This window comes from Nocardiopsis sp. CC223A (assembly GCF_030766825.1).
In the GTDB taxonomy this organism is placed as follows: Bacteria; Actinomycetota; Actinomycetes; order Streptosporangiales; family Streptosporangiaceae; genus Nocardiopsis.
Window position 1 is genome coordinate 1 of sequence record NZ_JASFDV010000100.1, and the last position, 22,877, is coordinate 22,877.

The 22,877-nt window shown below is 74.4% G+C and carries 19 protein-coding genes; 3 read left to right on the top strand and 16 right to left on the bottom strand.

All coding sequences use genetic code 11. The annotated features are described in order from the left end of the window. The 14 genes from QJS33_RS27645 to QJS33_RS27710 all read right to left on the bottom strand — a co-directional run. The coding region (locus QJS33_RS27645) for a CoA transferase (protein WP_306370995.1) at positions 1-937 on the bottom strand (937 nt) is incomplete at its 3' end. After that, positions 934-2,538 carry a class I adenylate-forming enzyme family protein gene (locus QJS33_RS27650; protein WP_306370996.1) on the bottom strand — a complete coding sequence of 535 codons (1,605 nt, stop codon included), beginning with the start codon at positions 2,536-2,538 and terminating at the stop codon, positions 934-936. The genes QJS33_RS27645 and QJS33_RS27650, both read right to left, overlap by 4 nt. After that, positions 2,457-3,881, bottom strand: coding sequence for an NAD(P)/FAD-dependent oxidoreductase (locus QJS33_RS27655; RefSeq protein WP_306370997.1), 1,425 nt, complete (start codon positions 3,879-3,881; stop codon positions 2,457-2,459). The genes QJS33_RS27650 and QJS33_RS27655 overlap by 82 nt, the downstream gene beginning before the upstream one ends. Then, entirely contained in the window at positions 3,878-4,858 is a 981-nt protein-coding gene (locus tag QJS33_RS27660) for a UbiA family prenyltransferase (RefSeq protein WP_306370998.1), read from the bottom strand. The genes QJS33_RS27655 and QJS33_RS27660 overlap by 4 nt, the downstream gene beginning before the upstream one ends. Further along, a complete protein-coding gene (locus QJS33_RS27665; protein WP_306370999.1) occupies positions 4,855-6,003 on the bottom strand; it encodes a DegT/DnrJ/EryC1/StrS aminotransferase family protein in 1,149 nt (382 codons plus the stop codon). Before QJS33_RS27665 ends, QJS33_RS27660 begins: the two co-directional genes overlap by 4 nt. After that, positions 6,000-7,148 carry a DegT/DnrJ/EryC1/StrS aminotransferase family protein gene (locus QJS33_RS27670; protein ID WP_306371000.1) on the bottom strand — a complete coding sequence of 383 codons (1,149 nt, stop codon included), beginning with the start codon at positions 7,146-7,148 and terminating at the stop codon, positions 6,000-6,002. The genes QJS33_RS27665 and QJS33_RS27670 overlap by 4 nt, the downstream gene beginning before the upstream one ends. Before the next feature lie 150 nt (positions 7,149-7,298). Then, positions 7,299-7,829: an EF-hand domain-containing protein gene (locus QJS33_RS27675; protein WP_306371001.1), complete on the bottom strand. Its 531-nt coding sequence runs from the start codon at positions 7,827-7,829 to the stop codon at positions 7,299-7,301. Between the two features lie 153 nt (positions 7,830-7,982). Continuing rightward, positions 7,983-8,453, bottom strand: a complete 471-nt coding sequence (locus tag QJS33_RS27680) for a hypothetical protein (protein WP_306371002.1) — start codon at positions 8,451-8,453, stop codon at positions 7,983-7,985. After that, positions 8,450-9,370 (bottom strand): Gfo/Idh/MocA family protein, encoded by a 921-nt coding sequence (locus QJS33_RS27685; RefSeq protein WP_306371003.1) that lies wholly within the window; start codon positions 9,368-9,370, stop codon positions 8,450-8,452. Before QJS33_RS27685 ends, QJS33_RS27680 begins: the two co-directional genes overlap by 4 nt. Next, entirely contained in the window at positions 9,367-10,506 is a 1,140-nt protein-coding gene (locus QJS33_RS27690) for an Ldh family oxidoreductase (RefSeq protein WP_306371004.1), read from the bottom strand. The genes QJS33_RS27685 and QJS33_RS27690 overlap by 4 nt, the downstream gene beginning before the upstream one ends. Then, the gene (locus QJS33_RS27695; RefSeq protein WP_306371005.1) at positions 10,503-11,783 is read right to left on the bottom strand and encodes a M20/M25/M40 family metallo-hydrolase; all 1,281 of its coding nucleotides are present in this window, start codon (positions 11,781-11,783) and stop codon (positions 10,503-10,505) included. The genes QJS33_RS27690 and QJS33_RS27695 overlap by 4 nt, the downstream gene beginning before the upstream one ends. After that, positions 11,780-12,658 (bottom strand): sugar phosphate isomerase/epimerase, encoded by an 879-nt coding sequence (locus tag QJS33_RS27700; RefSeq protein ID WP_306371006.1) that lies wholly within the window; start codon positions 12,656-12,658, stop codon positions 11,780-11,782. Before QJS33_RS27700 ends, QJS33_RS27695 begins: the two co-directional genes overlap by 4 nt. After that, positions 12,642-13,655: a Gfo/Idh/MocA family oxidoreductase gene (locus QJS33_RS27705; protein ID WP_306371007.1), complete on the bottom strand. Its 1,014-nt coding sequence runs from the start codon at positions 13,653-13,655 to the stop codon at positions 12,642-12,644. The genes QJS33_RS27700 and QJS33_RS27705 overlap by 17 nt, the downstream gene beginning before the upstream one ends. Before the next feature lie 241 nt (positions 13,656-13,896). Beyond that, positions 13,897-14,205, bottom strand: coding sequence for a hypothetical protein (locus QJS33_RS27710; protein WP_306371008.1), 309 nt, complete (start codon positions 14,203-14,205; stop codon positions 13,897-13,899). A gap of 345 nt (positions 14,206-14,550) precedes the next feature. Here QJS33_RS27710 and QJS33_RS27715 point away from each other — a divergent pair, with 345 nt between their 5' ends. Beyond that, on the top strand, positions 14,551-15,456 hold the full coding sequence (locus tag QJS33_RS27715) for a 2-dehydropantoate 2-reductase (protein WP_306371009.1): 906 nt from the start codon (positions 14,551-14,553) through the stop codon (positions 15,454-15,456). A gap of 212 nt (positions 15,457-15,668) precedes the next feature. After that, the gene (locus QJS33_RS27720) at positions 15,669-17,234 is read left to right on the top strand and encodes a DASS family sodium-coupled anion symporter (RefSeq protein WP_306371010.1); all 1,566 of its coding nucleotides are present in this window, start codon (positions 15,669-15,671) and stop codon (positions 17,232-17,234) included. A 550-nt stretch (positions 17,235-17,784) separates the two neighbouring features. On the opposite strand, the gene QJS33_RS27725 is transcribed toward QJS33_RS27720, so the two are convergent. After that, positions 17,785-19,086: a TrkH family potassium uptake protein gene (locus QJS33_RS27725; RefSeq protein ID WP_372339729.1), complete on the bottom strand. Its 1,302-nt coding sequence runs from the start codon at positions 19,084-19,086 to the stop codon at positions 17,785-17,787. A gap of 95 nt (positions 19,087-19,181) precedes the next feature. Beyond that, positions 19,182-19,901, bottom strand: coding sequence for a response regulator (locus tag QJS33_RS27730; RefSeq protein WP_306371012.1), 720 nt, complete (start codon positions 19,899-19,901; stop codon positions 19,182-19,184). Between the two features lie 276 nt (positions 19,902-20,177). Here QJS33_RS27730 and QJS33_RS27735 point away from each other — a divergent pair, with 276 nt between their 5' ends. Further along, positions 20,178-22,748: an ATP-binding protein gene (locus QJS33_RS27735; protein WP_306371013.1), complete on the top strand. Its 2,571-nt coding sequence runs from the start codon at positions 20,178-20,180 to the stop codon at positions 22,746-22,748. Positions 22,749-22,877: the final 129 nt, after the last annotated feature.

Sequence of the window (22,877 nt, forward strand, 5' to 3'; positions counted from 1 at the left end):
GGCCGGTGCCGTGCAGCCGCCACGGCGGCTCCGGGTCCTCCTCCGCCGCGTCACCGGGTGCCCGCAGGGCGACCGCGCCCACCCCGCAGGCCCGGGCCGTCTCGGCCGCCGCCGCGAACGGCAGCGTTTCCAGGACCGCGAACAGTTCGCCGGGCAGCGGACAGACCGCCGTGGCGAAGCGGCGCTGGAACGGCGCCCACCCGGCGGCGACCGCCTCCCGGGGAGCGCCCAGCGCCTCCCAGAACCGCAGCCACGCCTCCGGGTCGAGGGTCTCGATCTCGAAACGGACCCCGTCGGCGGAGCGGAACGGCGGCGGCTCCCCCGGCCCGGGACCGGGGACGCCCCCCGGGTCCGCGGTGGCCTCGGCCGCATAGGGGGCGACCGCGAGCAGGGCCGCCCCGGCCACCGACACCGACGCCCGCAGGGCGGGACCCCCTCTCTCCAGGGCCAGCACCACCGCGGCGACCGCCTGGGCGGCCAGCACCCCGGCGCACACCGACGCGTGGTCCACCGGCAGGAACCGCGGTCGGCCCCGGGCCCGCCCGTGCAGGTGGGCCAGGCCGCAGGCGGCCTGCACGTCGCGCTCGTCCGCCAGGGCGGCACCGTCGGCCGACCAGGAGATGTCGCATCCCGCCCCGCCGGAGCCCACCACGTCGATCCGTCCGGCGTCGCCGCCCCGCCGTGCGCGGTGCTCATCGGCCGACGGCACGCCGCGGACCGACCGGGCGCCCCCGTGACCTGACGGGGCGGCCCACCCGGCACCGCCGTCCCGCTCCGCGCGGTCCCCATCGCCCGTCCGGGTGCCGTCCTCCCGTTCCACCGCGCACCCCAGCGCCCGCAGCCGGTCGACCGCGATCCGCAGCGGCAGGGTGTCCCCCGCCGCCCGTACCGCGACCCCCGCCAGCGGCGCGGCGGCGACGGCCGTCGCCGCGCTCACGTCCACTTCCCGGTGCCCGCGGCGGTGCGGGGCAGGCCCAGACGCTCGCGCAGTGTTCCGCGCCGGACCTTGCCGGTGCCGGTGCGGGGCAGGTCGTCCCAGCCGACGACCACCGGGTCGGCCATCTCCGGCAGGTCCGCCACGGCCTCCTTCCAGGCCCCGACGTCCAGGGCTCCGTCCTCCACGGCCAGGACCGGGACGGGCGGCCCGTCGGGGACCCCCAGGACGACGCACTCCAACACCTGGGGCAACCGCTCGTCGACGACGTCCTCGATCTCCAGGCAGCCGCCGTCGGCGAGGGCGTCCACCTCCCGGTCCACCAGCCGGACCGCGCCGGTGCGGTCGATGGCGCCGATGTCCCCGGTGTTCCACCACTGGCCGATGAGTTTGCTGCGCCAGCGCCCCTCCTCGCCGACGTAGCCCGTGCACAGGGCGTCGGTGCGGCAGTAGAGCAGCCCGGTCTCCCCCGGCGGCAGGGGGCGCAGGGTCCGCGGGTCCACGGCGCGCAGCCGGGTCCGGCCCGGGACGGGGCGCCCCAGGTCGCGGGTGGTGGGGTCGGCCCCCTGGCGGTCGGCCAGGGACCGCCGGGTGAAGAAGCGGAAGGTCAGCGGCCCGGTCTCGCTCTGCCCCCAGCCCTGCATCCACACCGGTGCCCGGCGGCCGCTGGCGTCGAGGAACGCGCGGACGGTGGAGGGGTGGACGGCGTCGAAGGTGCTGATGAAGAGCCGCACCCGCGCGAACGCCTCTCCCTCCCCCTCCAGGTGCCGCTGCCAGAGCACCAGGGTGGCGGGCTGGGCCTCCAGGGTGGTGGGGCGGTGCCGGCGCAGCGCGGGCCCGGCCTGCGACCAGTCCGGGTCGGCGATCACCGAGATCGCCTCGGGGAACAGCCACAGCACGCCCGCCGTCCAGGCCAGCGCCCGGCCGTGGGCGTAGGAGTAGGAGGAGGTGACGGTGTCGTCGCGGCGGCTGCCCAGGACCGGCCACCGGTGCGACTCGAACCCGGCCAGCCTGCGCATGAGGGTGCGGGTGGTGTGCACGACCAGTTTGGGGGTGCCGGTGGTCCCGGAGGTGTGCATGATCGCCAGCGGCGCGTCCAGGTGCGGGCGGCACGGCGGCGGAGCGGTGGCGCCGTGCAGGTCGGCCGGGGACAGCGCCCCCGGCTGCGTCCCGTCCACGACCAGGGTGCGGGCGGCCCGGCCGCCGAGGTCGCGGCCCGCGGCGCGGGCGGAGCCGAGCAGGTCGGCGTCGGTGACCAGCAGGGTCGGGCCCAGCCGCCGCAGCAGGGTGTCCAGGGTCTCGGGGGCCAGGTGGGCCGACAGGGACGCCGGGACCGCGCCCAGGCGTGCGGCGGCGCACGACAGCAGCACGTAGTCCCAGTGGTTGCGTTTGGCGATGGCCACCCGGTCGCCGGGGCGCACCCCGGCCGCGGCGAACCAGCCGGCGAACCGCCGGACCAGGTCGGCGGCGCTGGGGACGTCGAGTTCCGGGCCCGCCTCGGGGGCGGTGTCCAGGGGCCTGCTCAGCCGGATCGCGGTGGTGGAGCCGCGCCGTTCCAGGTCGTCGAAGAGGGTGCCCAGGTGGATGGGTTTGCTCGTGAGCATGATGCCTCGATCGGGATCGGTTCGCGGGTCTGTGCGAGGTAGGCCGCCGTGCGTTCGGCGGCCGTGAAAGCGGAGGTCACCGCCCCCTCGCTGCACGGGCGCAGCGAGATCCAGTCCCCGGCGTAGTCGACGGCGGCCAGGGGCCGTGCGGCGAACGCGGGGCGGGCGGCCAGCGCCGCCGGGCGCGGCAGCGGCAGCCCGTGCGGGAACCGGTGCACGACCGTGCCCCGCACGTGCGCGTCCACCCCGGGGAGGATGTGCTCGGCCCGGGCCAGCAGCGCCCGGTCCACGTCCTCGTCGGGGGCGTCCATCAGAGCGCCGGTCGCCTCGGGGCGGGTGATCAGGGAGATCAGGCCGCGGCCGCGGGGCACCCGGCCGGGGTGTTTGGAGTGGTCGATGGTGACCGCCCCCAGCAGGGGGTCGTCGGGCACCAGCAGTGCGAAGCCCCGGCGCGCTCCGCGCGGGGTCAGCGGCGCGTCCAGCAGCGCGGTCATCCGGAGCATCGGCGCGTACCCGCAGGCCAGCAGGTAGTCGCGTTCGTCCGGGGGCGCGGCCGGGTACAGGCGCGCGGCCTCGGGCGCGGGCACCGCCAGGACGACGGCCCGGGCCGTGAACCCGCCCGCGGGCGAGTCCACGCGTACGCCGTCCGGCCCGGGGACCACTCCGGTGACGGGGTGGTCGGTGCGCACGTCGAGCCCGGCGGCCAGGGCCCGGGCCAGGGTGTCCATCCCGTCGCGGTAGGTGCGCCAGGTCGCGGTGCTGCCGGCGGCGAGCAGGTGGGCGGCGAAGGGCCCGGCGGCGGCCGTCTCCGGCGGCCAGCCGAAGAACCCGGCGGCCAGCGGGCCCAGCAGGCGCTCGCCCAGCTGCGGGTGGCGGTGGCGGAGCAGGTCCGCGACGGTCACCCCGTCCAGGCCGCCCTGCTCCGGGTGTTCGGGGTCCAGCCCGGCACGCCCCAGGCGCAGTTGCAGCCGCACCAGGTCCAGGCGGGCCCGCGGGGACAGCCCCATGCCGGTGAGCAGTCCCAGGGGGCGTCCGGCGTGGCGGCGGGCCCGGCCGTTCCACCACACCGACAGGGCGTCGCGGACCAGGGGGACGGCCCCGGGGTCGGCGTCCAGCCCGGTGGCGCGGATGAGCCGCCAGGTCGCCGGGTAGGCGTCGGCCGACGGGATCATCTCCGCGCCGGTGTCGATGAGGTGGCCGTCGGTGCGCAGGGTGCGCATCCGCCCGCCCACGGCGTCGACGGCCTCCAGCACCCGCACGGTGTGCCCGGCGGCGGCCAGGAGGTGGGCGGTGGCCAGCCCGGCGGGTCCGGCGCCCACGACGGCCACGTCGGCGGCGGTCACCACAGTGTGTCCGGCAGCAGGGGCGCGGCCAGGTTCGCGGCGAGCAGGAGCACGACCGTGGCCCGGTGGGTGTGGATGGCCATGCGCCGGGCGCGCAGGATGTCCCCGGCGACGAACCCGGTGTAGAGCTGGACGATGCGCAGCGCGATGACCGGCAGCAGCACGGTGGGGAACCACCAGGGCGCGATACCGAGCAGGTGCGAGCCGGTGACCAGCAGCGTCTCCAGTGCGGTGACCGCGATGATGAACACGGTGTTGGTGCGCGGGGTGACCTTGGCGGCGACGGTGATGCGCCCGGCCGACCGGTCCCCGTCGGCGTCGTTGGTGTTGGAGTACAGGCCGAAGATCATCGGGCCGCCGCCGAAGATCAGCGCCTGCACGATCACGAACCCGTCCACGTGCCCGACGAGCAGGCCGTAGGGGACCAGGACCCAGCCCACCCCCAGGCCGACCAGGAAGAGCTCCTGGAAGCCCCGGTAGCTGATCTTGAGCCCCCAGGAGTACTGGACCGACGCGACCAGGCACAGCGCGGCGCCGATGACGGCCCACAGCGGCCGGTGCGGGGCCAGCGCCACCACCGCCGTCCACAGGACGACGCTCGCCACGGTCGCGGCCCGGCCGAAGCGCAGCGCCTGCGCCTCGGTGAGGGTCCCGGCGACCAGGGGTTTGCGGGCCAGGCGGCGGCGGGCGGCGTCCGAGCCGTAGTTGGCGGCGTCGGAGCCGTCCCGGTACCCGGTGACGTCGTCGAAGGCGACCATGGCGGCCACCACGGCGACCTCGGCGAGCAGCACCAGCAGCAGGAAGCCGAGGGTGTCGGCGCGCGGGCCCAGCAGGGGCAGGGTCATCGCGAACACCAGCGGCAGGCCGATGTAGTAGTCGACGATGTCGAGCTTGGCCAGCCGGGCGTAGGCGGCCACGGTGGGCCGGGGGGCGGTGGCCCGGGGCGGTGCGGGCGGCGCGGTCAGGTGGTCGGTCATGGTTTCCTCCCGAGGGCGAACGCGCGGACCGCGGAGACCACGTGCTCGACGGCGGCGTCGGTCAGGTGCGGGTACAGGGGCAGGGAGATGTTGCGGCGCGCCGCCTCCCGGGCCCGGGGCCAGTCCCCGCCGGCCCGGGCGTGGGGGGCGAAGGCGGGCTGTTCGGGCAGGGTCCGCGGGTAGTAGACGTGGGTGTCCACGCCGGCCGCGGCCAGGTGGGCGCGCAGCCCGTCCCGGTCCTCGCACAGCAGCGTGTAGACGTAGGGGAAGCGGCCGTCCCCGCCCGCCGGGGGCGCGGCCACCCCGGCCCCGGCGAGGTCGGCGAAGGCCGCCGAGTAGTGGTCGCAGATCGCGGTGCGGCGGGCGATGCGCTCCTCCAGGCCCGCCAGGCGGTGCAGCTGGACGGCGGCCATGACCTCGTCGAAGCGGCTGTTGTGGCCGACGTGGTGGTGCAGGAAGCGGTTGCGGCCGTCCTGGCCGTGGTTGCGCAGCATCCGCACCCGCCCGGCGAGGGCGGCGTCGTCGGTGAGGACCACCCCGCCCTCGCCGGGCATCCCGAAGACCTTGACCTGGACGAAGGAGTACACCCCGGCGTCGCCCCACCGCCCGGCGGGCCTGCCGCGGAGCACGCCGCCCTGGGCGAGCGCGGAGTCCTCCACGAGCCGCAGCCCGGTCCGGGCGGCCAGGTCGCGCAGGCGCGGCATGTCGGCCATGACGGAGAACATGTGCGCGGGCATCAGGGCCCGGGTCCGGCCGGAGACCTGTTCCTGGGCGTGTTCGGGGTCCATGGTCAGGGTGGCCGGGTCGATGTCGGCGAAGACCGGGACGGCTCCGACCGCCAGGACGGTGCTCGCCAGCGGGGCGCACCCGAAGGCGGGGACGATCACCTCGTCGCCCGGGCCGATGCCCATGGCGGCCAGGACCAGGGTGAGCGCGGAGGTCCCGCTGGAGCAGGCCACGACGTCGGCGGAGCCCAGGCGGGCGCGCAGCGCGTCCTCGAACCGGGCGGTGCGCCGGCCCAGGATGAACCTCTGCTCCGGGTCGGTGCCGACCTCGTACAGCAGCTCCAGCAGCGTTTCGCGGTCGGCCTCGAACAGGTCGGGGGCGAAGAACGGGATGGCGGTCCGTTCGGCGGCCACGGTCATCGGGACCTCCCGGAGTAGTGGCGTTCGATCTCGTCGCAGACCCGGTCGACGGCCGTCTCGGCCAGGTCGGGGTACAGCGGCAGGGCCAGGGCGGTGCGGCAGAGCGCCTCGGCCCGGGGCAGGTCGCCGGGCCGGTACCCCAGGTGCGCGAAGCAGGGCTGTAGGTGCAGGGGGCGCGGGTAGTAGACCTCGGTGCCGATTCCGGCCGCGGCCAGGCGGGCGGCGAGGCCGTCGCGGTCGTCGACCTCGACGAGGTGGACGTAGACCACCCGGTTCTCGCCGGGCCGGACGGGGAGGTCGCCGGGGACGGTGCGTACGCCGGGCAGGCCGCGCAGCCGGTCGTCGTAGCGGCGCGACAGCGCGGCCCGGCGTTCGATGTCGGCGTCCAGGTGGGCGAGCTTGGCCAGCAGGACGGCGGCCTGGAGGTCGTCCATCTTGCTGTTGCCGCCGGTGACGACGGTCGGGTTGGCGATGCCGGGGAACGCGGCCAGGGTGCGCCCGGAGCGGCCGTGGTGGCGGAGCATCCGCGCGGTCTCGGCGATGGCGTCGTCGTCGGTGAGCAGCGCCCCGGCGTCGCCGACCGCGCCCAGGGTCTTGGCGGGGAAGAAGGAGAGCACCCCCCCGGCGCCGAGCAGGCCGGCGTGCGTGCCGTCGGCGCGCATGCCGATGGCCTCGGCGCTGTCCTCCACCACGGTGAGGCCGTGTGCGTCGGCGACGCGGTGCACGCCCGCCATGTCGGCGAGGCGGTCGAAGAGGTGGACGGGCATGACCATGCGGGTGCGGTCGGTGACGGCGGCCGCCACGGCGTCGGGGTCGATGCCGTATCCGCGTTCCTCGATGTCGGCGAAGACGGGGACGCCGCCGGCGTGCACGACGGCGGTGGCCGTGGCGACGAAGGTGTGGGCGGGGACGATCACCTCCTCGCCCGGGCGCAGTCCGGCGGCGCGCAGCAGCAGGACGAGCGCGTCGGTGCCGGAGTTGACGCCGACGGCGTGCCGGGCGCCGGTGTACCGCTCCAGCGCGCGTTCGAGGTCGGCGACCGCGGACCCGTGCGAGAATTTCCCGTCGTCCAGGAGGCGGGAGCAGCGCTCCCGGATCTCGGGCCATATTCTTCGGAATGTTTCCGATTGGTCGAAGAAAGGCACGGCGGAATTCTCCCCGTTCCTTTCCGCGAAGGCCGGGGAGGGGAGTGCTGACTTCATTTTCTCCGTTTCTGGGAGGACCCGGGGGTGCGGGGCCCGGCCGCACCGGAGTGCGGCCGGGCCGAAAAGGGGAGTCGGTTCCCGAAAGGGGGGTCAGACGCCCAGGAGCGGGATGTCGTTCTTGCCGAGGTGGTAGTCGCGCACGGCGGCGACCAGCTCGCCGACGCTGAGGGAGCCGCTGCCGTCGGTGTCGATCTGGCGGAAGGCCTCGGCGGCCTGGTCGGCGTTCAGCCCGATGGCGGCGAACCACCGCTCCATCTCGTCCGGGCTGATCTGGCCGCTGCCGTCGGTGTCGGCGATGCCCATGATCGCCTGGATGGTGGGCTGGAGGACCTCGGCGAAGCCTGCGTTGCCCCGGCTGACGATCTCGCTCTCGGCGGCCCGGAGGAAGGCCTCCTTGTCCATCTGCTCGGTGCCGGCGGCCCGGGCCAGCCGGTCGAACAGGCCCAGGTAGGCGGCCCGCAGACCGGCCGCGCCCGGACCCGAGGCGTCGGCGCCGAAGCGGTCGAGGATGTTCTGGATCTCCTGCTCGAAGTCCGAGCGCTCGATCACGCCGTTGCCGTTGTGGTCCCAGAGGTTGAAGCGCTCTTCGAGGCGGTCGTTGGCCTTGACGGCGACGCTCATGCATTCTCCTTGAAAAGGGAAAAAAGAAATGGGCATTTTCCGGAAGGGGAATTGGCCGGGCTTTTCGACGGGCGCCCGATCCCTTTTTCATATTACCCCGGCACGCCCCCCGGAAAAACCCCCGAGACGGAGATCATCGAAACTGCGTAAACTTTATATCGGACATTCTTCGACATTTTCTGCAAATGATCCGGGGAAGCGCTCGGCCATCGCCCGCGCGCTCCCCTGCCGGAAGACCACGCGCTCCTCCGGGCACAGACCCAGGTCCCGGCCGGTGGGTACCGGGTCGGCGTGGATCAGCACGTTGTAGTGGTTGGGCGTGTGGCAGGCGTCGAAGCCCAGGACCACGCCCACCCGGCGCGGTCCGATCCACACCTCGTCGCCCCGGTCCACGACGCCGGCCGCGGTGATCTCGGCGAAGCCGAGGAACCCCACACGGTCGATCCGCGTCCCCTCGGCGGTCCCGGTGTGGTCGGTGGCGACCAGCTCGTGGACCTCGCCCGCGCGCACGCAGCGGCTCGCGAACGGCTCCAGCCGCATGCCCCGGTCGGTCCTGCGGTGCACCAGCACCTTGACCAGGGCGGCGGCCACCTCCCGTTTGGCCCCGTCCTCGTGCGGGTTCACCGGGCCACCCCCTCTCCCCGCGCCGCGGCGTGGTAGGCCCCGGCGACCAGGCGCAGTGCCGACACCCCGGCCCCGTCGCCGACCCGTCCGGCGCGGACCCGGGCGGCGAAGTCGGCGGCGACGCCCTCGTACTCGTGCCACAGCGACTCCTTGAAGGCGGGGCGCCCGGCCAGCAGGTCGGCCGTCCACACCCGCCCGTCCGAGGTGCGCACCTCCACGTCCTTGCGCTCCCCCGGGTGGGACCAGTCCAGCAGCACCCGGGCCCTGGCGGCCCCGGCCGCCAGGGCGATGTCCGCCCGGCGGTCCACACCCGCCCCGTCGTGCTCCACCCGGGCCGCGGTCACCTCGGCCCGGCCCAGCAGGGTCTCCACCAGGTCGAAGGCGTTGGGCCCGTTGTCGGCCACGCAACCGCCGCCGCACCGGGCCGGATCCAGGTACCAGGTGTCGTCCCCCGCGTGCTCCTCGATCCGCTCCAGGTAGCGCACGGTCACCTCCTCCACCGTGTGCCCGGCGAGCCGCTCCCGCAGTGCCGCGAACTCGGAGTTGTAGCGACGGTGGAAGGCCGTGAACAGCACCGCCCCGTGGTCCCGGGCCAGGGCGGCCAGCGCCTCCCCCTCCGCCGGGTCCAGGGCCAGCGGCTTCTCCGCGCACACCGCCGCCCCGGCGGCGATCGCGTCCGCGCAGATCCGCGCGTGCGCGTCGTTGGGCGCGGTGACCACGACCGCGTCCGGCCGCTCGCGCTCCAGCATCCGGACGTGGTCGGTGTACCCGGCCGCGCCGGGCGGCGGGGCCGCGACCCGGGCCGGGGCCAGGTCGCACACCGCGACCAGGTCCCAGTCCGGGGAGTCCGCCAGTGCCTTCAGGTGGAACCGGGAGATCACCCCCAGTCCCACCACTGCCGCGCGCAGCGCCCTCATCGGTCCTCCCCCAGGATCGCGGGAGCGGCCAGACCGGTCCGCTCCGCCAGGTCGACGAGTTCCCCGTACAGTCCGGTGGCCAGCGGCACACCGTGCTCCCGGCGCTCCCGGGCCCGGTGGTGCTCGTGCCAGCCGGGGTAGCGCACCGGGTCCGCGGGGTCGACGGGCGGGCAGCCCAGCACCGTCCCGAACAGCTCCTCGGCGTCCTCGCGCGCACCCGCGCGCAGTGCGTCGGGGGCCAGGGCCAGCAGGAGGTACCCGATGTCGTCGTCGCGCCCGGCGGGGCCGCCGTCCCCGGCCAGGGCCCGGGGGGCGGGGCCGCGCCCGGAGCCGGAGACCACGGCGGACAGCACCTCCACCAGCAGCCCCAGGCCGAAGCCCTTGTACCGGCCGACTTCTCCGCCGAGCCACATCAGGTGCGCCCGCCCCGCGTCGAACGCGGCCGGGTCCGTGACCGGGCCGCCGCGGTCGTCGCACAGCAGCCCCTCGGGCACCGGCCGCCCCTCCCGTGCGGCCTGGCGGATGCGGCCGGTGGGCGCGGCCGTGGTGCTCATGTCCAGCAGGAAGGGCGGGTGGTCGCCGGCGGGGGCCGCGGCGCTGAGCGGGTTGGTGCCCAGCAGGGCCGCGGCGCCGCCCGGCGGCCGGGCGATGCGCTGCCCGCCGCAGTTGCTCGCGACCAGGCCGACCATGCCGCGTTCGGCCGCCCGCAGCGCGTGGTACCCGGCGCAGCCCAGGTGGGTGGCGCCGCGGACCGCCACCATCCCGATCCCGTGGCGCGCGGCCCGGTCGACGGCCAGGTCCATGGCCTCGGTGGCGGCCCACAGTCCGAGGGCGCGGCGGGCGTCGAGCAGTACGGCCGCCCCCAGGTCGGTGACGGTCCGGGGTTCGGCGCGGGGGTCGGCCCGGCCCTCGTCGAGCAGGGGAAGGTAGAGGCGGGTGAGGTTGGCGGTGCCGTGGGAGTCCATCCCGGTCAGGTCGCCGTGGCACAGGGCGCGCGCCGAGGCGGCGGCCCGTTGCGGGGGCAGTCCCCGGTCGGCGAAGACCGCGGTGAGGAAGGCCGACAGGGAGTCGTGGTCGGTCAGGACCGTGGTCCGGGCCGGGGCCGGTCCCGGCGGTTCCGGGGAGAGGGTGGTCACTGGTCTCCGTTCGTCGCGTCGGTGAAGGCGGTCAGCAGGCGGGCCACCGTGTCGGCGAACCCGTCGAGGTCGGACAGGCGGGCGCGCTCGGCGTCGCCGTGCGCCCCGTCGGCGGCCAGGTCGCCCGGGCCCAGCACGACCGTGCAGGTGCCGGGGACCCCGGCCATCCAGATGGCGTCGCAGGTGAAGGCGGGTTCGTCCGCGGGCCACCGCGGCACCCCCGCCCGGCGCAGCAGGTCGTGGCCCCAGGCGTCGCGGTCGTCCAGCACGGGCAGGCCCCGCTTGGGCCAGTCCAGGCGGGTGAGGCGGCGGGCGTCGGCGGCGGTGCGGGCGAACAGGGCGGTGTCGGCGAAGGAGGCGGTGAACTCCTCCAACGCGGTGTCGAACGCGCCGGCCACCTCCCGCTCCAGGGTCCGGCCCGCCCGGGCGTCGGCGTAGGAGAGGTTGAACAGCAGGTCGCCGCTGCCGTACACCCGGTTGTGCAGGGTGCCGGTGTGCAGCCCCGCCACGCACACGGCCCCGGTGCGGGCGTGCCCGTCCAGGGACCGGCCCATCCGGTGGGCGAGGAACCCCAGCAGGACCGAGGCGTTGTGCCCGGTGTGGGGGCGGTCGTCGATCGCGTCCTCGCCGCGCACCGACACCCGGGCGGTCATGGACGCGGTGGAGCGGGTGAGGAACCGTCCGGAGGTGGGTTCGCAGAACACGTTGAGGCGGCCGGTGTGGCCGCGGTCGACCAGCGGCCGGGTGCCCAGCACGCCCATGGCGCCGCCCTCCTCCCCCGCGACGGCCTGGATCAGCACCGCCGTGTCGCGGCCCAGCCGGGGCGAGCGCGCGCGGGCGGCGCGCACCCCGGCCAGCAGTGCCACCGCGGGGCCCTTGGCGTCGATGGCGCCCCGGCCCCGGACGAGGTCGCCGTCGCGGGAGACCGGCGGCCCGCCCGCGACGGTGTCCAGGTGCACGTTGAACATGACGGTGCGCTCGGGCGGCACCGTGTCGGGTCCCAGGCGCAGCACCAGACTGGGCTGGTACTGGAGGAACCCGGGGTCGGCGGCGGCCGCGCGCACCGCGGCGGGCACCCCGGGCCGGTCCAGGTCGGCGGGCTCGGCCGGGGCGTGGTGCACGGTGCGGAAACCCGTCGGCGCCGCGGCCCGGGCGTAATCCTGCTGGGCCTGCCGCAGCCGGGGGCGCGGACCGTCGCGGCCGACCTCCAGGGGGCCCGCGGTGGGCGTCTCCAGCAGCCGCAGCAGCAGGGCGATGTCCTCCTCGGTGAGGGTCACCGGGCTCCCTCCGTGTTCCAGGACCGGCGCACCAGGTCCTCCAGCCGCCGTCCGTACTCCACGAACGCGGCCGGATCCCCCCGGCCGGGGTCGGCGCCGCGGGCGAGCAGGTGGGGGCGCAGGTGGAGGTGGGGTTCGATGGACAGGGCACCGCGGTACCCGTGGTCGGCCAGGATCCGCAGGCACTCCGCCACCCCGGCCGCGCCCTCCCCGGGCGGGACGTAGGCGGTGTCGCCGCCGGGGGTGCGGACCGCGTCCTTGATGTGGACGTGGGCCACGTGGGGGGCCAGGGCGCGCAGCATCGCGGGGGCGTCGTAGCCGTGGGCGACCCCGTTGCCGGTGTCGAACAGCAGGCGCAGCGCCGGGCTGTCGGCGTGGGCGAGCAGGTCCAGGGCGCGTTCGGCGTCCTCGCCCGCCCAGCCCGCGCAGTTCTCGTGGACGAGCAGCAGTCCGGCGTCTCGGGCCCGCGACGCGAGTTCGCGCACGCGGGCGCGGGCCACCCGCCCCCATTCGGGTTCGGTCAGGCCGCCGGAGGGATAGGACATGATCCGTACGGTGCGTGTGCCCAGGAGGGCGCAGCGGCGGGCCAGTGCGTCGAGTTCGGCCAGGTCGGGGGCGAAGTCGCCGGTGGCGGGGCGGGACCAGTCGCCGATCTTGGCGGCGACGGCGACCACCCCCGCCCCGGCGCTGCGGATCCGCTCGGCCGCCCGCGCCACGTCCCGTTCGGGCACGGCCGCGATCGGCACCCCGTCCAGGGTGCGCACCTCCAGCAGGTCCCAGCCGAGCACGCCCAGGGCGGCCAGTTGGCCGTCCAGGCCGGGGGCGGCCTCGTCGCCCAGCCCGGCGTAGCGGGGGGGTTCAGGCTCCGACGGCACGTTCCACCTCCTGTTCGGGGGTCCGGACCGCGCACAGGCCCTTGGCCTCGGCCAGCAGCCGGACGGCCTCCACGTGTACGGGCAGGTCGCCCAGGTCGCGGCAGGGCCGTGCGTAGCGGGCGTAGCAGCGGTGCCAGAACGCGGTGAGGGCGTCGTCGGTGAACACCGACCGGGTGGTCCCGCGGCCGCGGGCGGCCACGGTGAGCTGTGCGGTGTGGTCGGCGTCGCTACAGGGGTAGTGCCCGGTGAGGACGGCCCCGTCGAACTCCAGCGCGATCCGGCGCTCGCGCAGCGGCGCGGTCAGGTCCGATTCGATGCGGGTGAGCACTCCGGTGTGGTGCACCAGGTCCATGCGGGCGGCCCCCAGGCGGGGGAGGCGGATCCCGTCGACGGCCATGTCGTCGAGTTCGGCGGCGGCCACCTCGGCATCCCCGGCGAGCGCGATCGCCACGGCGAGGGCGTGGGGGACCTCGACGTCGAAGGCGGTGGGGTGCCCGGAGGACTCCAGGGTCCGGGTGAACCGGGGTTTGTGCTGGAGCACCGTGAGGGTCCGCAGCCGCCCGAACTCCGCGGAGCGGTGGACCGCGAGCAGCCGTGCGCTCAGCGCGCTGGCCGTCCACGGGGTGGCGACGGTGAGGCGCAGGCCCCAGCGGCGGCGCAGCCGGGCGATCGCGGCCAGCTCGGCCAGGTCCAGGGCCAGCGGTTTCTCGACGACGACCATGCGGTATCCCAGGCGGGCGAGCCGCTCCAGGGGTTCGGCCCGCAGGTGCGGCGGGGTGCAGAGGTGGACCACGGTGCTCCGGGGCGGCCGGCGGCGCGCGGCCTCCTCCAGGGAGGCCACCGACGTCATCCCCTCGGCCCCCGCGCGGAAGGGGTCGTGGCCCATCACCGGTCCCGGGGCGAAGAGGCCGCGGGCCGTCGCCCGCGCTTTGGCGAGCGACGGCGCGTGCAGTTCCCGTCCCGATCTCCCCAGGCCGACGATGAGGGTGTGCAGCATGAAGGGAGGACACCTTTCCGTTCACGGTCCCCTGTTCGTTCCGCGGCCGTGCGGGCGCGCGAAACCATCGAACGGAAGAACAGACTGGCCCGATTCCGGGAAAAGCGCCAAGGAATGGAACGGGTTCTCATGCCCAAAATCCTGGGGACAGGGTTCCACAACCCGAGAGAAGAATCCGACAAAGGGCATCATGCCATGATGGGAGAAATCAGAACACAAATGCCCGTTTTCTCCGGGTAAATCAGGCGACCGAGAAACTGAACATACCGCTGGGCGGGGCGTGCCACCCGCGGTCCGGGGCGACCACCGCCCCGGGGCCGAAGCAGCCGCGCCCGGCGTGCATGCTCACCTCGGCGTCGGTGAGGTTGACCAGCACGTGGGCGGTCGGGGGGAGAGCGGTGCAGCTCCCGGAGACGGGGTCCGGGTAGCGCAGGAGGTCCTCGAACTCCGTCGTGAAGACGACGACCTCGCCGGTGGCCGCGTGGGCGGGGGCGGCCCCCAGCAGCGCGCTCGTCAGGGCAAGGGCGAACGCGGTGGACAGAACCCTCATTCCACCATCCTTTCTCATTTCGCACGCGATTCATGGAGAAGATCACCCCGTGCACCAATGACACGGAGGATCACCGGGACAATCCTCTCCGAACCCCGACCTACCCGCAACAGGAAAAGCGAAGAACTCGGTTTCGGACCGACATGAGCACCCGAATGGACCCCGCCGGACAGGAATCGAACAAAAGGGGGCCGCGGGCCGCGTGGCGAAGAGTTTGCCCCGCCCATGCCCGCCCCTGATACGCGGAGCGATCCCCTGCGGGCTCTCCCGGTTAGGGTGCCCGGACGGGGCCGGAAAAGGGGGGTGCCCCTCAGGGGTCGGTCCCGCGCCGTCAGGGGGAGGGGCATGGGTGCGCGCGGGCAGGGGCGACCGGTCGCCGTCATCGGCGCCGGTGCGGTCGGGACGTCGGTGGCGTCGGCGCTGGCCCGGGCGGGCCGCCCGGTGACGGTGTGCGGTGCGAGCCGCCGGATCGAGCGGATCGAGGTGACCGAGGACGGCTCCACCGAGACCTGGCCGGTGGCGCAGGCGACCGTCCCCGACGACATCACCGGGTACGACACCGCGGTCCTGGCGGTCAAAGCGCACCAGACCGACGCGGCCGCGGCGTGGCTCAAGGCCGTCTCCGCCCCCGGAACGACGGTGCTGGTGGCCCAGAACGGGGTGGAGCAACGCGAACGCGTCGCCCCCCACACCGACGGCGCGTACGTGGTGCCCGCCGTGGTGTACCTGAACGCGGAACGCACGGCGCCGGGCCGGGCGACCCTGCGCCGCGTCGGCCGGTGGGACCTGGTACTGCCCGACGAGGCCCCGGCCCGGGCGCTGGCGGCGGAGCTCTCGGCGGGGCTCATGCGCGTCGGCCTGGAAGCGGACTTCGCGACGGTGGCCTGGGCCAAGCTGCTGGGCAACATCACCGCCAACCCGCTCACCGCGCTGACCGGCCGCCGGGTCGACGTGCTCCGCGACCCGGGGATCGGCACCGTCGCCCGCCTCATCACGGACGAGGCGGTCCGGGTCGCCCGCGCCGAGGGCGCCGCGCTCTCCGCCGCGCACGCCCGGGAGGTCCTGGCCTGGCTGGAGAACGCGCCGGAGGGCGCCACCACGTCGATGCTCCAGGACCGGATCGCCGGGCGGCCGCTGGAGTACGACGCCCTGACCGGGGCGGTGGTGCGCGCCGCCGAGCGCCACGGCATCGACGTTCCGGTGAACCGGCTGATCCTGGCACTGACCAGCGCGATCCACCCCGGACAGTGACGCGCGTCACTGTGAGTTCGGGGGATCGACCGGTCCGTCACCGAATGTCAGGGGAACCTCAATTCTTCGGTGGGAAGCGGGCGCGCCGCCCCTGTGATGCTCGACACTCCTCCGAAAAGGGAAGGACATCCGGTGGTGACCGGACCGCAACGAACGGACGCCACCGGCCCGGCCCGCGATGACATCCGCTCCCCGCACCGCGAAGGAACCACATGACCTCCCCCAACGAGCAGAAGTCGGACGGCCCCTCCGCGCCGTCCGCGGAGGGGCCCGCCGAGGGCCTCTTCACCCGCTCCCGCGTCATCGGCCTCATCGCCGGTCCCCTCGTCGGCCTGATCGTCTACCTGCTCATGCCGGACATGCCGCTGCCGCTCGCCGAGGGCGAGGACGAGGCGGTCGTCTCGGCCAACGGCCGCACCGTCGCCGCGATCACCGCCTTCATCGCCATCTGGTGGGCGACCGAGGCGATCCCGATCCCGGCCACCTCCCTGCTGCCGCTGGTGCTGTTCCCCGTGATGCTGGACGGCACCCCGATCAAGGACGTGTCCTCCTCCTACGGCTCCGACATCATCTTCCTGTTCATGGGCGGCTTCATGCTGGCCCTGGCCATGCAGAAGTGGAACCTGCACAAGCGCATCGCGCTGACCATCGTCTCCAAGGTCGGCTCCAACAGCGCGGGGCTGATCGGCGGCTTCATGATCGCCACCGGGTTCATCACCATGTGGGTGAGCAACACCGCCACCGCCGTGATGATGCTGCCCGTGGGCCTGTCCGTGATCACCGTCCTGACCCGGTTCCGCGACGGGCGCACCGACGCGAACTTCGCGACCGCGCTCATGCTCGGCATCGCCTACGCGTCCTCCATCGGCTCGGTCGCCACCATCATCGGGACCCCGCCCAACGTGCTCATGGTCGGCTACCTCGCCGAGACCCACGACATCACCATCGGATTCGGCCAGTGGATGCTCGCCGGCGTCCCGCTCGCGGCGGTCTTCCTGCTGATCGCCTGGTTCGTGCTGATCAAGGTGTTCCCGCCCGGTGCCGAGAAGGTCGAGGGCGCCCAGGAGCTGATCGGCTCCGAACTCGCCGGGATGGGACCGATGTCCCGCGGCGAGAAGGGCGTCTCGCTGGTGTTCGCGCTGGCCGCGCTGTCCTGGATCCTCATCCCGATCCTCGCCCGGAGCGAGGGCGTCGGCGGCGCCCTGCCGTGGCTGGCCGACGTCAGCGACGCCGGGATCGCGATGACGGTCGCGGTCGTCCTCTTCCTGGTCCCGATCGACCGCCGGGGCACCCGCCTGCTCGACTGGGCGACCGCGGTGCAGCTCCCCTGGGGCGTGCTGCTGCTGTTCGGCGGCGGTCTGGCCATCTCCGCGCAGTTCACCGCCAGCGGGCTGAGCGCCTGGATCGGCGGCCGGGTATCGGTCCTGACCGAGATCCCCCTGTGGGTGCTGATCCTGGTGGTGACCGCGCTGGTGCTGTTCCTGACCGAGCTGACCAGCAACACCGCGACCGCCGCGACGTTCCTGCCGATCCTGGGCGGTGTGGCGATGGGCATGGACATGGACGTCCTCACCCTCGTGGTGCCCGTGGCCCTGGCCGCGAGCATGGCGTTCATGCTCCCGGTCGCCACTCCCCCGAACGCGATCGTGTTCGGTACCGGGCACGTCCGCATCGGGGAGATGATCCGGGGCGGGCTGTGGCTGAACCTCATCGCCCTGGCCCTCATCCTGGGTGCGATGTACGCCCTGTTCTCCTGGGCCCTGGGGATCACGCTCTGACCCGCACGCGGCGGCCCGGGACGGTCCTCCCGTTCCGGGCCGCCGTGTGCGCGGGGATGCTCCTACGAGGTCGCGGTCGCCGGTCACGCCCCGTCGAGTGGTGTGAGAACACCGGCCGTCCGGACAAGGGCGAGTCGCCGACCGGAGCGTTGCCGCCCCCGGTACCCGGGGGTCAACGAAGTCGCACCACTCGGCGGGACACCACCCGGTCGCGTGCGGTGGCTTCTCCGGGCGGGCCGACGGACCCCCTCAGGGGCGACCCGTCGCGGATGTCGGTCGGCCGGCGGGCCGGACCCGCCGGAGAAGCCACCGATGGTGTCCCACCGAGTGGTGTGACTTTTCCGTCCCTGTTCCCACGGATGCGCGTCAGCGGTGTCGGGCGGATCGGTGCACCGCCGCCTCCGGCGGCTTCTTCATCCCGGTCAGCGGGCCGCCGGTACGCGGTGGCCGCCCGGCTTCGGCCGACCATCGCGATGACCCGCAAGGACGCACCCGCGCGAAAGCCACACCACTCCCGGGGACGTGACCAAGCCACCGCACGTCCCCACGGTCAGCCGACGATCGGGCGTTCCTCGGGGAACTCGTACAGCCGGCCGTGTCGGCGCAGCGCCAGCGCCGACGCCAGGGTGATGGGGCCGATGCGGCCGACGAACATGAGGAAGATCAGCACCGCCTGCCCCACGGGGGGCACGTCGGCGGTGATGCCCGTGGACAGCCCCACCGTCGCGAAGGCCGACGTCGTCTCGAAGAGGATCTGGTCCAGGGTGAAGGGGGTCACGATCATCAGGATCAGGGTCCCCGCCAGCACCAGACCCATCGCCAGCATCGCCACCGTGGTCGCCTGGGAGGCGGTGCCCGCGGCCAGCCGCCGCCCGCCCGCGTGGACCGTCGGCTCACCGCGCACGTTCGCGTAGGCGACCAGGATCAGCACGGCGAACGTGGTCACCTTGATACCGCCGGCGGTGCCCGCGCTCCCGCCCCCGACGAACATCAGCATGTCGGTGACCAGCAGCGTCTGCGTCCGCATCGCGCCGAAGTCCAGGCTGTTGAACCCGGCCGTGCGCGGCATCACCGACTGGAAGAAGGCGGTGAGGGCCTTGTCCCCCGGAGACAGGGGACCCATGGTCGCCGGGTTGGTCCACTCCAGCGCGAGGAAGGCGACGAAGCCCACGGCCAGGAGGGCCGCCGTCATCCCCAGGGTGAACTTGGCGTGCAGCGTCCAGTGGCGCTTCTCCTTGTGCCTGCGGGTGAACCGCCACAGCTCCACCCACACGGGAAAGCCCAGTCCCCCGGCGATCACGCCCAGCGCGACGGGCACGGTGATCCACGGGTCGGTGGCGTAGCCCATCAGGCTGTCGGAGTACAGCGAGAACCCGGCGTTGTTGAACGACGAGATCGAGTGGAACACACCGGTGTGCAGCGCCGCCGTGAAGGACAGGTCGTAGGCGGCCCACCAGCGCAGTGTGAGCACGAGCGCCAGGAAGCCCTCGAACGCCAGGGTGACCCACAGCACGCCCAGGACCAGCTGCCGGACCTCGCCCAGGGACACGGACTTGGTCTCGGCCCCGGTGGTGACGGCCATGCGCAGGCCCATGCGCCGGCTGACCACCAGCGACAGCACGGTGGCCATGGCCATGATCCCGAACCCGCCCACCTGGATCAGCGCGAGGATCACGGTCTCGCCGAACGCGGACCAGTGCCCCGCGGTGTCGACGACCGCCAGGCCGGTGACGCTGGCCGCGGAGGTCGCCGTGAAGAGCGCCGTCAGGAACGGGGTGGCCCGCCCGTGGTCGGCGGCGGGCAGGGACAGGAGCGCGGTGCCGATCAGGATGAGCGCGCCGAAGGACGCCACCGTCACCAGCGGGGGCCGCTTCCAGAACCCGGAATCGATCCGGAGCCGCTTCACCGGCGACCGGAACGGACGGCCGGGGTACACGTGCGGGCCCCTCACCGTGCGCCCTCCTCCCCGTCGGCCAGGAAGCGGTACCCCAGCCCCGGGTCGGTGAGGAAGTAGCGCGGTCGCGGCGGGTCGGGCTCCAGGCGCTGGCGGATCTTGGTCATGAACACGCGCAGGTAGTTGGTCTCGCGTTCGTACTCGGGGCCCCACACCTCGTGCAGCAGCTCGCGGTGGGTCACCAGGCGCCCGCGGTTGCGCACCAGGACCTCGACGATGTGCCACTGCCGGGGGGTCAGGCGGACCTGTTCCCCGCCCCGGGTGACCTGCTTGGCGGCCAGGTCCACGGTGAAGTGGCCGGTGACCACCGACGCCTCGGGCTCGGCCGACACCGCGGTGCGGCGCATGGCGGCCCGCACCCGGGCGAACAGCTCGTCCATGCCGAACGGCTTGACCACGTAGTCGTCGGCGCCCAGGTCCAGGGCCCGCACCTTCATCTGCTCGGTGTCGCGGCCGGACAGCACCACGACCGGGACCTGCGTCCAGCCGCGCAGCCCCCGCAGGACGTCCAGCCCGCTGATCCCGGGCAGGCCCAGGTCGAGCAGGACGAGCCCGGGGCGGTGGTGCGCGATGAGCTTGAGCGCGTGCTCTCCGCTGTCGGAGAGGTAGGGCGTGTACCCGCGGGCCCGCAGGTTCAGCTCCAGCGTCTTGCGCAGGCGCGGGTCGTCGTCGACGACGAGCACCGTGGGCGGTGCCTCGTTCCCGTCGCTCATGGATGGTCGGTCCGATCTCGTGTGTCCGGTGCGGTGGGACTGCGTTCCCACCGCACCGATGGTAGGGAACAAGGCGGCCCTTCTCCTCTTCACGGACCGCCGCCGGGTGTCGGGCCACCGGGCCCGCCGGAACGACTGTGGGTCCGGGACCGGGGGCGAGGCCACCGGGATAACGCTCCCTTAGCGCCGAGGCCGGTGGATTTAGCGGACAATTAGCGCCATACGACATCAGAACCCCCCTTGACCGGTGAGAATGAACCCGGAGGAGGCGATGTGGTGACGCGTGGTGAGCTGCGGGTGTACCTGGGCGCGGCCCCCGGGGTGGGCAAGACCTACCGGATGCTGGACGAGGCGCACCGGCGCCGCGACCGCGGCGCGGACGTGGTCATCGGGTTCGCGGAGTGCCACGGCCGGGTCCTGACCGAGGCCATGGTCGACGACCTGGAGACCGTCCCCCGCCGCAGGGTCTCCTACCGGGGCACCGTCCTGGAGGAGATGGACCTGGAGGCCGTGCTCCGGCGCCGCCCCCAGGTCGTCCTGGTCGACGAACTCGCCCACACCAACGTCCCGGGCAGCGGCAACGCCGAGCGCCGGCAGGACATCGAGGTCCTGCTGGAGGCGGGCATCACGGTGCTGTCCACCCTCAACATCCAGCACCTGGAGTCGCTCAACGACGTCGTCGAGCAGATCACCGGCGTCCGCCAGCGCGAGACCGTCCCGGACGCCTGGGTCCGCGGCGCCGACCAGATCGAACTGGTCGACATGACCCCCGAGGCGCTGCGCCGCCGCCTGGCGCACGGCAACGTCTACGCCGCGGAGAAGATCGACGCCTCCCTGAGCGACTACTTCCGGGCGGGCAACCTGTCGGCGCTGCGCGAACTGGCCCTGCTGTGGCTGGCCGGGCGGGTCGACGCCGAACTGGAGCAGTACCGGTCCGAGCACGGGGTCACCGACACCTGGGAGGCCCGGGAGCGGTTGGTGGTCGCCCTCACCGGCGGGCCCGAGGGCGAGACGCTGATCCGCAGGGCCGCCCGGATCGCCCAGCGCGGCAGGGGCGCCGACCTGCTGGCCGTGCACGTGGCCCGCAGCGACGGCCTCACCGGGGCCGACCCCGCCCTGCTGGCCCGCCAGCGCCTGCTGGTGGAGAGCCTGGGCGGCACCTACCACCAGGTCCTGGGCGAGGACGTGCCCCGTGCCCTCATCGCCTTCGCCCGCGGGGTCAACGCCACCCAGCTCGTCCTGGGCGCCGGCCGGCGGGGGCGGATCGCCCGCGTGTTCTCCCCCGGGATCGGCGCCACCACCACGGCCCTGTCCGGGGCGATCGACGTCCACCTGGTCACGCACGAGCAGGTGGGGGTGCGGACCCGCGCCCGCGCGGTGGGCCCGGTGTCGCGCCGCAGGCGCCTGGCCGCCTGCGCCCTGGCGCTGATGGCCCTGCTGTCCGTGGGCTTCGGCCTGGGGTTCGCCACGGACGAGGCGAACCTCGCCAGCGGTGTCGTCCTGGTCTTCGCCACGGTCACCGTGGTGGCCCTGGTCGGCGGCCTGTGGCCCGCGCTGCTGGCGTCGGTGTGCGGTTCGGCCCTGCTCAACCTCCTGTACACCGAGCCCTACTTCACGCTGACGGTGGCCCATCCGCAGAGCCTGCTCGCCCTGGCCGGGTTCGTGGTCGTGGCCGTGTCGGTGAGCCTGGTGGTGGACCAGGCCGCCCGGCGCACCCGGGAGGCCGCGCAGGCCGGGGCCGAGGCGCAGATCCTGGCCACCGTGGCCGGGAACGTGCTGCGCGGCTCACGTCCGCTGGAGGCGCTCATGGAGCGGCTGTTGGAGACCTTCTCCTTCACCTCGGTCGCCCTGCTGGAGCGGCGCGCCGGAGCGGTCGGCGGGCCGGAGCACCGGCGCGACCCCCGGGACTGGACGGTGGTCGCCGCCGCGGTGCGCGACGGCGAGAAGTCGTGCCGGGCACCGGCCCAGGGGGACATCGACGTTCCGGTGGACGACCGGCTCACCCTGGTCGTGCGCGGCCGGGAGCCCGAGGCGGCGGACCGCCGCGTGATCGAGGCGTTCGCGGCGCAGGCCGCGGTCGCCCTGCGCCAGGAGCGGCTGGCCCGGGAGGCCGCCACGGTCAAACCGCTGGCCGAGGCGGACCGGATGCGCACGGCCCTGCTGTCCGCGGTCAGCCACGACCTGCGCGCCCCGCTCGCCTCCGCCAAGGCGTCCGTCACCAGCCTGCGCAGCCGGGAGGTGAACTTCGGCGAGGAGGACCGGGAGGGCCTGCTCGCGATGGCCGACGAGTCCCTGGACCAGCTCACCCGGCTGGTGACCGACCTGCTGGACATGAGCCGCCTCCAGGCGGGGGTGCTGGGCGTGGGTCTGGAGTCCCTGCCCCTGCGCGAATCGGTGTTCGCGGCGCTGGAGCAGTTCGACGGGGAGGCGGCGGCCGTGGTCCGGGTGGACGTACCGGAGGAGCTGCCCGAGGTGCGGGCCGACCCGGGCCTGCTGGACCGGGTCCTGGCCAACGTCGTCGGCAACGCGCTGCGGTTCAGCCCCGCCGGCGAGCCGCCCGCCGTGTCGGCGTCCTGGGTCGGGGACACCGTGGAGGTGCTGGTCATCGACCACGGACCGGGGATCCCGGAGGAGGACCGCGAGCGGATGTTCGTGCCCTTCCAGCGCCTGGGGGACACCGACACCGGGACCGGCCTGGGGCTGGGGCTGGCGCTCTCCCAGGGGTTCGCCGAGGCGATGGGCGGCTCGCTCACCCCCGGCTCCACCCCCGGGGGCGGGCTGACCATGCGGCTGGTGCTGCGCGCGGCCGGGCCGGACCGGTCGGACCCGGCCCTGCCCGCGGCGTGAGCCCGCCCTAGCCCTCCAGCACCTCCTCCAGGACGCGGACCGCCCCGGCGGCCCCGTCCTCGGCCCGGACCCGTTCGCCCAGGTCGGCGGCGTCGGCGGCGATCCGCGCGTCGGCCAGGGCCGTGCCCA